Annotated in this window: 6 protein-coding genes and 3 pseudogenes; all 9 read right to left on the bottom strand. The window is 50.0% G+C overall.

What is annotated here, in order from left to right; all coding sequences use genetic code 11:
* Positions 1-107 precede the first annotated feature (107 nt).
* The gene (locus tag ACTBDZ_RS12255) at positions 108-1,466 is read right to left on the bottom strand and encodes an amino acid permease (protein WP_438815511.1); all 1,359 of its coding nucleotides are present in this window, start codon (positions 1,464-1,466) and stop codon (positions 108-110) included.
* A 114-nt stretch (positions 1,467-1,580) separates the two neighbouring features.
* The gene (locus tag ACTBDZ_RS12250) at positions 1,581-1,823 is read right to left on the bottom strand and encodes a YebO family protein (protein WP_438815510.1); all 243 of its coding nucleotides are present in this window, start codon (positions 1,821-1,823) and stop codon (positions 1,581-1,583) included.
* Positions 1,824-1,933: 110 nt separating this feature from the next.
* Positions 1,934-2,662 (bottom strand): GNAT family N-acetyltransferase, encoded by a 729-nt coding sequence (locus tag ACTBDZ_RS12245; protein WP_438815509.1) that lies wholly within the window; start codon positions 2,660-2,662, stop codon positions 1,934-1,936.
* 81 nt (positions 2,663-2,743) lie between these two features.
* Entirely contained in the window at positions 2,744-3,535 is a 792-nt protein-coding gene (gene kdgR, locus ACTBDZ_RS12240) for a DNA-binding transcriptional regulator KdgR (protein ID WP_438815508.1), read from the bottom strand.
* 335 nt (positions 3,536-3,870) lie between these two features.
* Positions 3,871-4,911: an oligogalacturonate lyase family protein gene (locus tag ACTBDZ_RS12235; protein WP_438815507.1), complete on the bottom strand. Its 1,041-nt coding sequence runs from the start codon at positions 4,909-4,911 to the stop codon at positions 3,871-3,873.
* A 301-nt stretch (positions 4,912-5,212) separates the two neighbouring features.
* Entirely contained in the window at positions 5,213-6,094 is an 882-nt protein-coding gene (gene htpX / locus ACTBDZ_RS12230) for a protease HtpX (RefSeq protein ID WP_438815506.1), read from the bottom strand.
* 272 nt (positions 6,095-6,366) lie between these two features.
* Positions 6,367-7,592, bottom strand: a pseudogene (locus tag ACTBDZ_RS12225) (L-lactate MFS transporter).
* Positions 7,593-7,768: 176 nt separating this feature from the next.
* Positions 7,769-8,522 (bottom strand): annotated as a pseudogene (locus ACTBDZ_RS12220) (LytR/AlgR family response regulator transcription factor).
* Positions 8,519-9,352: pseudogene (locus tag ACTBDZ_RS12215) on the bottom strand (sensor histidine kinase); the annotation flags it as partial. The pseudogenes ACTBDZ_RS12215 and ACTBDZ_RS12220, both read right to left, overlap by 4 nt.
* Positions 9,353-9,476: the final 124 nt, after the last annotated feature.

Raw genomic sequence — 9,476 nt, 5'->3', positions numbered from 1 at the left:
CAACTATGGTGATCTGATCCGATGATTACCCAAACTTTCTATTTATTCAACAAAGCCGATTTTGCGTTGCGAGGATCCGTCGTTTCACTTGGCTGCCAGCATAAAATCTATTTATTCAACAAAGCCCGCTGAGACAGGTAAAAACCCAACCAGATAACGCCCACCCAAACCGTGATCAACAACACAGAAATCCGGATACCTGGGGTCATTAGCATGATGACCAGAATGGCTGCCAGGAAAAGCAAACACAGGTAGTTGCCATATGGATAGAAAATCGCCTTGAAATGGGTCACTACACCGCGCTGGTCCATCGCGCGACGAAAACGCAGATGCGCTACACAAATCATGATCCAGTTAATCACCAGCGTTGGTACCACCAACGCCATCAGGAGCTCAAAGGCCTTGCCGGGCATCACATAGTTAATCAGCACACCAATTGAGGTCGCCAGCGCAGAAAGTGCAATGGACCGGACCGGTACACCGCGCCCATTGACGCGAGACAACCAGCGCGGTGCATTCCCCTGAGTTGCGAGGCCAAATAACATGCGGCTGTTGCAGTAGACCCCACTGTTGTATACCGACAATGCCGCGGTCAACACCACCAGATTCAGCACATTGGCGATAGCGTTACTGTCCAGCGCATGGAAAATCATCACAAACGGGCTGCCGCCGCTGACCACGTTCTGCCATGGATAGAGCGACAGCAGAATACCGAGCGAGCCAATATAAAAGATCAGAATGCGATAAACGACCTGATTAGTCGCTTGTGGGATGGAACGCTTAGGTTCGGCTGCCTCAGCGGCAGTGATACCGACCAGTTCCAATCCACCGAAAGAGAACATGATCACCGCCATCGCCATCACCAGGCTATTGACGCCGTGCGGGAAGAAGCCGCCATTTTGCCACAGGTTGCGTACCGTAGCCTGCTCTCCACCCTGCCCGCTTAGCAGTAACCAGGCACCAAATCCAATCATGCCAAGGATCGCCAGGACTTTGATGATGGCGAACCAGAATTCGGTTTCACCATATACTTTCACATTCACAAGGTTGATGGCATTGATCAGTATAAAAAATACCGCCGCCGATACCCACGTGGGCACATCAGGCCACCAATATTGAATGTAGATCCCGACGGCAGTGAGTTCAGCCATGCCCACCAGGATAAACATTGCCCAGTAGTTCCAACCTGCGAGGAAACCGGCAAAGCTGCCCCAATATTTATAGGCAAAGTGGCTGAACGACCCTGCAACCTGCTCTTCAACCACCATTTCGCCCAACTGGCGCATGATCAGAAAAGCAATAATGCCCGCGACACCGTATCCCAACAGCACAGAAGGTCCCGCCATCTGAATGGTCTGCGAGATCCCTAAAAACAGCCCCGTCCCTATCGCACCGCCTAAGGCGATTAGTTGAATATGGCGATTCTTTAATCCCCGTTTTAATACCAGCTCACTCTCTACCGCCATGTTGTATTCACTTTTCCATTTGCTGTTTTTGATTATTGTACGCACGTCATCACGTTGGTTACGTGCGCTATGTAGAAGCAATGCAGACGAGCGCCCAAGCTATTACAATCAGCCTTAGCGCTCGGGAATAACGTTGAACGCATCAAATTCTGGTGCGGGTGCGGCCGATGGGTGCAACACAGTTTCAGGCTCAGATGGCGTCACATCCGCAGTGGCAGGCGCTAACGACTGAAGCAACGCGGTTTGAATACGTTGCTGTTCCAAAATTTCTTGCAGCAAGCGGATCTTTTCATTGGCACGGACACTGGCGCGATTAACAAAAAACCATACCAGCGCGGCAAACAGCACCATCAACATGATAAAAACAATCTGTAAAATATTCACAACAACCCCAACTCATACTCTCAACCCAAGCATATCCGGGTCATACTATCACTTCGTAGCCGCCCACGCCTATTACATCCTGCTCATGAACCCTCTTTCAGCCGAGACTGCCTGATAGCGGCGAGCGATTGGTTCTGTTTTCCTTCAGCATCGAAGTTATCCTGTGCAAGCCAATCGAGAAAATCCAGCTTGCGTTGTGGCCATTCGGTATCCAACAGCGAAAACCAGGCAGTGTCACGCGTCCGCCCTTTATAAATGACAGCCTGACGGAAAACCCCCTCAAAGGTAAAACCCAAACGCAGAGCGGCACGACGCGACGGTGCATTCAGGCTATCGCACTTCCACTCATAGCGACGATAGTGCAGTTGTTCGAACACATAGCCCATCAGCAAAAAATGCGCTTCTGTCGCAAGTGGAGTGCGCTTTAATGCAGAGGAAAAAGCGACAGAACCGACTTCGATAACGCCGTTGTTCACATCAACGCGCATCAACGAGAATGTGCCCACCGCGTTATCGGTGCGTGTGTCGATAACCACATAACATTGTGTATCCTGCTGCTGTTCTACCGCGGTCAGATAAGCACGGTACTCATCCTTGTCACGAAACGGGCCGACAAACATATAGGTCCAATCGCGGCCATCCGGCGCGTCGGCGTAGGCGGCATAAAGCGCATCGGCATGCCGTGCCACACTTAATGGTTCAAGCCGACAAAAACACCCGGTGAGCGTAATACGCCTTGGGAACGCCCGCGCTGACCATAAAGGAAGCGCTTCGCCGACAGGTTGCCCATAGCGGTTCACATGCTCAGCCATTATTCTCATCCTCCAGATGTTAAAAAACCCACCGTCAGGCAGGCTTTTTGAGAAGCAATCGTTTGTTCAGCGAAAGACGATTCAGAACGGATAATCGTGATAACCCATCTGCTCGGAGATGTTTTTTGCTGCGTGATGCAACATGGCAACATATTCGTGCATGCTCTCTTCAGCAAAGCGAATGGTAGGGAATGAAATACTCAATCCGGCAATCACCACGCCGAAACGGTCAAAGACGGGCACAGCAATGCAGCGCAAGCCTTCTTCCTGTTCTTCCTTATCTTCCCCATACCCTTGCTGGCGTACGGTATCGAGCAGAGGCAACAACTCTTCAGCGCTACCCACAGTATGCGGCGTGCTGCGGGTAAATTCCACTTTACTCAGAATTTCAACCACTTCGTCACGATCGCGCCATGCCAGCAACACTTTACCAATGGCGGTACTGTGCAGCGGGTTGCGACGACCAATGCGGGAATACATGCGCAGGTTGTACATGGAATCGATCTTGTGAATATAAACGATACCATCTTCATCCAACGCACCGAGGTGGATAGTTTCTTTCGTCAGCGCGGACAATTCGCGCATCTGAATATCCGCACTACGAATCAAATCTACGTTTTGCAACGCCTTGGCGCCCAGTTCGAACAACTTAAGCGTTAACGAATACTTCTCGGATTCGCCTTCCTGCGCGACATATCCCAAGGACTTCATCGTCTGCAAAAATCGGTACACTGTACTTTTAGACATCATGACGCGCTGAGAGAGTTCCGTAATACCGATCTCTCTTTCCTCACCTAATGCCTGCAAAATACCAAAAACTTTCAAAACGGACGACACGGAATCGGGCTGTTTATCTAAATCTGCAATAGCCATTTTTTTGGGTACCCTACTCAGTTTTTTTGTTTTAAAAAAAATAGAACGATGGTTTTAGTATAAAGGGAACACGCTAATTATGGCAATGGAACAATAACGATAATCAAGGGACTTGCTTATTATTAAAGTTATTATACCCGTCGCACTTCACATTACGGTGGCGTTAGCGACGCTCGCTTGCCCGAATCACTTATCTCTATAAGCTTATCGGACCTCACTCGTTTGCTGACGACCTTACTGCAACGCGAAATATTCAGGGCTTCTTCTATTCGTCACCGAGAACTCAGTGACGAATAGAAGAAGCCCCATTCCGTTGCCGGGATGTGGTTCTGGGGTTACTTCCAAACTGAATCAGGTACGGCGGCAAGGTAAAGGGCTGGTTTGCCATCCACATCCGAGGTAAACAGGATGCGTTTATTGTCCGGCGTAAAGGACGGATGCGGGTGCGTTACCTGGCGATCGCCTTCCAACACTTTCCACAAGGTGTTGTGCTGTGCAACGCGGTGCTCTTTGCCGGTTTGCCGGTTAAACACATACAGGAACGGATCGTTTTCGATTTTGTAACCACCGTCATCTTGTACATCAACCGGTGCATCGGAACCGTCACCTACTAGGAGTGTACCGTCATAGTTACTCATCAGGTGAGAACATGGCGGCATAACGCGCAGTTGCGTATCTTCCAGCGTAACCGGGTTGATGCTGCGGATATAACGGTTGGTGTCATCTTTCAGGTAAGACACATAGATCATGGCAGAGCCATCCGGCACCCAGAATTCGTGCGTGCAGCTTTCACCTTCCGCATGCTCTTTGACTTTACGCATGTTGCTGCCGTCTTCATTGATGAACCACATACGGGCATCAACCAGGTCATGGGGACCTTCATGACAGAACGCTACAGTGTTGTCGTCACCAGGGCGATAGATCGGGTGACCCAGCCAGCGTTTTTCTTGCAGAATGGTCTGCGCTTCGCCGGTTTTCAGATCGATACGGATCAGGCGGCAGCACGGATTGGTGAAATAGAACTCCTGGAATTTTTTCCAGTCGGTCAGCGGCTGCCAGTCTTCTTTCTTGATCTCGATCCCCACCATCTTGGTGCAATCGGAGTTGGCAACCCAGGTACCGTAACCTACCCACTCATCCGGTACTTGATAAATCGTGGTTTCTTCCAGCGTGTTCAGATCCAGCAGGTAGTAGTTCCAGGGGCCATCGAATGCGCCGCCGAACAACAGTTTGCTTCCATCATTGGAGAAGCACTTCTGGTAGAAATAGTTGCGATGGCAAATAACATCGGGAGGCGTTAAACGCACCACTTCGGTGCCGGTTGCTGCGTCTTGATAGGTATGAAACGAGAGGGGAATCTTTTTGCCTTTGGCCATCGTAAATCCTTAGAACATATCGAAAAGAATACGGCTAGCACCAGCAGATGACACAAGTCTTGCGACTCACCGCCACCCTGATGCGATAGATCTGTAATACCAGCATTATAGAAACAATGTTTCATTTTTCCGTGATCACGGTTTTATTTTATGAAACATTCTCCTGATTTTCATCCCCTGTTTTCCCAGTAAAAAAGAAATTTATGCTATCAAGACAGAGGTATAGAGGATAACACGTTATTGCAGACAGGGAGCCCGTAATGGACTCCCTGTTGTGGAATGGTTTGTTTTTGCGGAAGTTTTATTTCAGATAAGCACCGCTGCGCAGCGCTTCAATGCGTTTATCCAACGGCGGGTGCGACATAAATAACTCACTGAAAGATTTTGATTTACCGTTGATACAAAACGCCATCATGCTGCCTTCTTCCTGCGGCTCGTAGCTGGTTTTCAAACGCTGCAACGCGGCAATCATCTTCTCGCGGCCCACCAGTTTCGCCGATCCGGCATCCGCATGGAACTCGCGGTAACGCGAGAACCACATGGTAATGATGCTGGCCAGAATACCAAACACCAATTCCAGCACCGTTGCCACGGCAAAATAGACCAGCGGGTTACCGTTGCTGCTTTCACCGTCGTCGCGGTTGCCAGAAAGGAAACCGGATGCCACCTGCGCGATCAGACGCGAGATGAAGATAACAAAGGTGTTCACTATGCCTTGAATCAGCGTCATGGTGACCATATCACCGTTCGCCACGTGGCTGATTTCGTGGGCAATGACCGCTTCTGCTTCATCACGGCTCATGTTTTGCAGCAAACCGGTGCTCACGGCCACCAGCGACGCATCACGTCGTGCACCCGTCGCGAAGGCATTGATATCGGGAGCGTGATAAATAGCGACCTGCGGCATCGCAATGCCAGCCTGCTGCGATTGTACCCGCACGGTTTCAAGCAACCAACGCTCGGTTTCATTACGCGGTTGTTCGATCACTTCACCGCCCACCGAGCGTAGCGCCATCCATTTGGACATCAGCAGTGAAACGAACGCACCACCAAAGCCAAACAGGCCAGCCATGATCATAAGCCCCTGGACACTGCTGGACCGAATTCCCGTCAGGCTGAGAACCAGCCCGAATACCAACATCACCGCCAGGTTGGTGATCAGGAAAAGCGCAATACGCATCATAACAGTCTGATTTCCTCTCTAAAGGGATTAACATCACTCACAACACGATGGTATGGGTTATCACGCCGTTTTCAAGCATTCTTAATCTTCCTATCGCTAAAACGACATAACTTTACATTTTGCAATAACCTGGCCCGTAGCGACACGCCGCACAGTCGTTCGGCCTGTAATTGCGCCGGAATCATACCCGTGAACCTGCGCCATAAAAAAGCCCCCGGGTAAAAACCCAGGGGCTCTGCATAATAAGGCATTTATGTCGTTAGTACAGCGTATTATCCGCGGGCATGCGCCACTGTCGCAGGCATCTCGGGTTGCGTGCGGATGTGCTTGGGCGGTTTAATCCACAACGCAATCAGCAGTGACAGAGCTGACAATACTGCGATCGCAATAAAGGTAGCGTGAAAACCGCCCAGCCGTGCCGCTATGAAAGAGCCAGACAACGCACCGATACCAAATCCCTGATAAATGACGCCATAGTTTTTACTGTGATGTTTCAGACCGAAGAAGTCGCCGACAATGGCCGGGAACACGGTGATATTGCCGCCAAAGCAAAAGGCAATGGCGCTGACACAGATAAAAAACAACACTGGCGATAGTGGCAGGAAGTCCATAACCGTCACAGCCAATGCAGTAACCAGCAGCGCCCCGCTGACAACGCGCAGGCGGCCGACTTTATCTGACATTGCACCCAACACAATACACCCTACCGTATTGAAAATAGCGATGGCCGACACGGCGTTAGCCGCCATTTGTTTGTCCATACCCGCCATTTCCACACCGATATCCTTTACCACGCCAATCAGGTACAAACCGCTCATGCACGCCGTAAAGAAAATCACAAACAGCAGATAGGCTTCTTTGGTCCCCAGCATTTCGCCCAAAGTAAAATCACGCGTACCGTAGGTGATTGCCGTTTTTCCATTGGCAGCATGTGTCGGCGGCTCTTTCAGCAAGGTGCTACCCAGTCCGATCATGATCATTGCCATCATCCCCCAATAGAAAAAGGCATGAGATGCGCCTATTCTGCGATCAGAAAGCTGTTGATATATTTAAATACCAAGCTTCCGGTACCAAATGCCCCGACAGAAACACCGGCAATCAGCCCTTTGCGTTCAGGGAACCATTTGATCAGGTTGGACAGCGTGGTGATATACGCGGTGCCATCGGCAAAGCCAACCACAACGCCCATCAGCAAGTACATTCCCAGCAAGGAGGTCACTCCTGAACTGGCCATTAATCCCAGACCCAGCACGATACCGGCGCATAGCGTTAAGCGCCGAATGCCAATGCGTTCCTGAAATTTTCCGGCAAACAGCGTTGCAAACGCCAGGCTGAAACTGGTGATGGAAAACGTCGTTGCCACGGCGCTGAGCGACCACCCGAAAATGTCGACCAGCGGTTGGTTAAACAGACTCCAGGTGTAAATAGTCCCCAGCCCCATTTGCGCGATGATCGTACCCAGTACGATCTGGCCACGACGAGTTGGTTTGGCATTCATAGGCCGACCTCTTAGTAAAACGGTTCCCTGAGGGAACATCAAAGAAGGTAAGCAAAATGGGCCATGGTACCTGCACCTTAGACCACCCGCTTACGTGTTGGGGCCAGTCTACAAGCGGCGTGACGTGAAAAGATCGAATCAGGAATGAGATGCCGTCAGAACGGAATGAAATGCCGTTACAGGAGCATCAATGCACGAAAGGTTTTTACCTTACTGCGGCTCACGGGCACTTCAAATTCCAACTCGTGCAACCGCAGGATGTAGGTATTATTGAACCAGGGTACGATTTCGCGGATTTTCGTCAGGTTGACGCAGTAAGAACGATGGCAGCGGAAGAACACCTCTTCCGGTAACCGGCTACAAAACTCGGTAATGTTCATTGGCATGATAAAGGTTTCACGCCGCGTATAGACCAACGTCACCTTTTCCTGCGCAGCAGCGTAATAGATTTGATTGATGTCGGTAACGATAATGCGCTCATCTTTCATCAGATTGATGGTGTGTTGTCCAATGCGCGGGGCATTAGCGGCGCTGGTGTTTTCTGGCGTCGGAGCGGATTGCCGTAACTGCCAGGCATTTTCCAGCTTTTGCAGCATGGTGACGATGCGCGCCTCATGATAGGGTTTGAGAATATAGTCAAACGCATCTACTTCAAAGGCTTCGACCGCATGTTCCTTATACGCGGTGATAAAGATAATGTACGGTTTTTGCGCAAACTTGCTGATGTTTTGCGCGAGGAAGACTCCATTAAGTAAGCGATGGAATGTTGATATCAAGAAAAATGGCATCAACGTCGTTGTGTTGCAGGTATTTCAGCACATCCATGCCATCGTCAAACGTTGCCACGATCTCAATATCGCTGTGCTGGCGAATCAGATAATTAAGTTCTTCCTGCGCCAGGAACTCATCTTCAACAATAATGGCTTTCACCGCTTATTTCCTGCGACCAGCGTGGCCATCACATTATTTTCCGGCACCATACGCGCAGTGTCAGCCACGCGAGGGATGTAAAAGACAATTTCCGTACCCGGCTCCAATCTGCGGATGTGCAGGCCATCGCCATAAAGCAATCGCACACGGTGATGCACGTTAAGCAGACCGATTTTATTACCGGGTACTTCATTGCGCGCCACGCGCTCAATCGTTTGCTGATCGATACCGTGCCCGGTATCGGTGACAGCCACGCGCAATCGCTCTCCCAAATCTTTTACTGCTATGACCACCGTGCCCTTGCCACGGCAGGGTTGAATGCCGTGCACAATGGCATTTTCCACCAGCGGCTGGATCAACAGACTGGGAATTTGATAGGACAGATCGTCATCAATGTCGTAAATCACCGTGAGCTTTGCACCAAAGCGCGCCTGCTCAATGGCGATATAATCACGAATCTGGTAAAGCTCTTTTTTCACATAAATCAACGCGTCATCGTTCAACTCAAGGTTATAGCGCAGATAGCGCGACAAATTGATCACCAACTGACGCGCGGTATCAGGATTAATACGGATCGACGATGAAATGGCATTCAACGCATTAAAGAGAAAATGGGGGTTAATTTTACTCTGCAAGGCCCTCAGTTCAGCCTTATTCGCCATATCACGCAGTTGCTCGGTGCGCGAAACCTCGATCTGGGTTGACATCAGTTGCGACAAACCAACAGCCATTACCTGCAATGAGTAAGTAATTCTATGGGCATGGCGATAATAAATTTTTAGCGTGCCCGTCACCTGTCCATGCTCAAGTAACGGAATGACAATCATCGAGGCTTTGTTGAATAAATAGAAAGTTTGGGTAATCATCGGATCAGATCACCATAGTTGTTTCAAAATCAGGTCTCCATGGCAAAACAAAATTTTAAAATCACTAACTGGCCCTCCTATAACAAGG

Origin of the sequence: Symbiopectobacterium sp. (genome assembly GCF_051710365.1) — a bacterium.
Lineage (GTDB): Bacteria > Pseudomonadota > Gammaproteobacteria > Enterobacterales > Enterobacteriaceae > Symbiopectobacterium.
This window is presented reverse-complemented; position numbering and strand designations above follow the sequence as displayed.

Excerpts from the sequence above, each read along its gene's own strand:
- ACTBDZ_RS12250 (WP_438815510.1), bottom strand. The coding sequence starts at position 1,823 with ATGTTGATGGTGCTGTTTGCCGCGCTGGTATGGTTTTTTGTTAATCGC.
- ACTBDZ_RS12235 (WP_438815507.1), bottom strand. The coding sequence starts at position 4,911 with ATGGCCAAAGGCAAAAAGATTCCCCTCTCGTTTCATACCTATCAAGAC.
- kdgR (WP_438815508.1), bottom strand. The coding sequence starts at position 3,535 with ATGGCTATTGCAGATTTAGATAAACAGCCCGATTCCGTGTCGTCCGTT.
- htpX (WP_438815506.1), bottom strand. The coding sequence starts at position 6,094 with ATGATGCGTATTGCGCTTTTCCTGATCACCAACCTGGCGGTGATGTTG.
- ACTBDZ_RS12255 (WP_438815511.1), bottom strand. The coding sequence starts at position 1,466 with ATGGCGGTAGAGAGTGAGCTGGTATTAAAACGGGGATTAAAGAATCGC.
- ACTBDZ_RS12245 (WP_438815509.1), bottom strand. The coding sequence starts at position 2,662 with ATGGCTGAGCATGTGAACCGCTATGGGCAACCTGTCGGCGAAGCGCTT.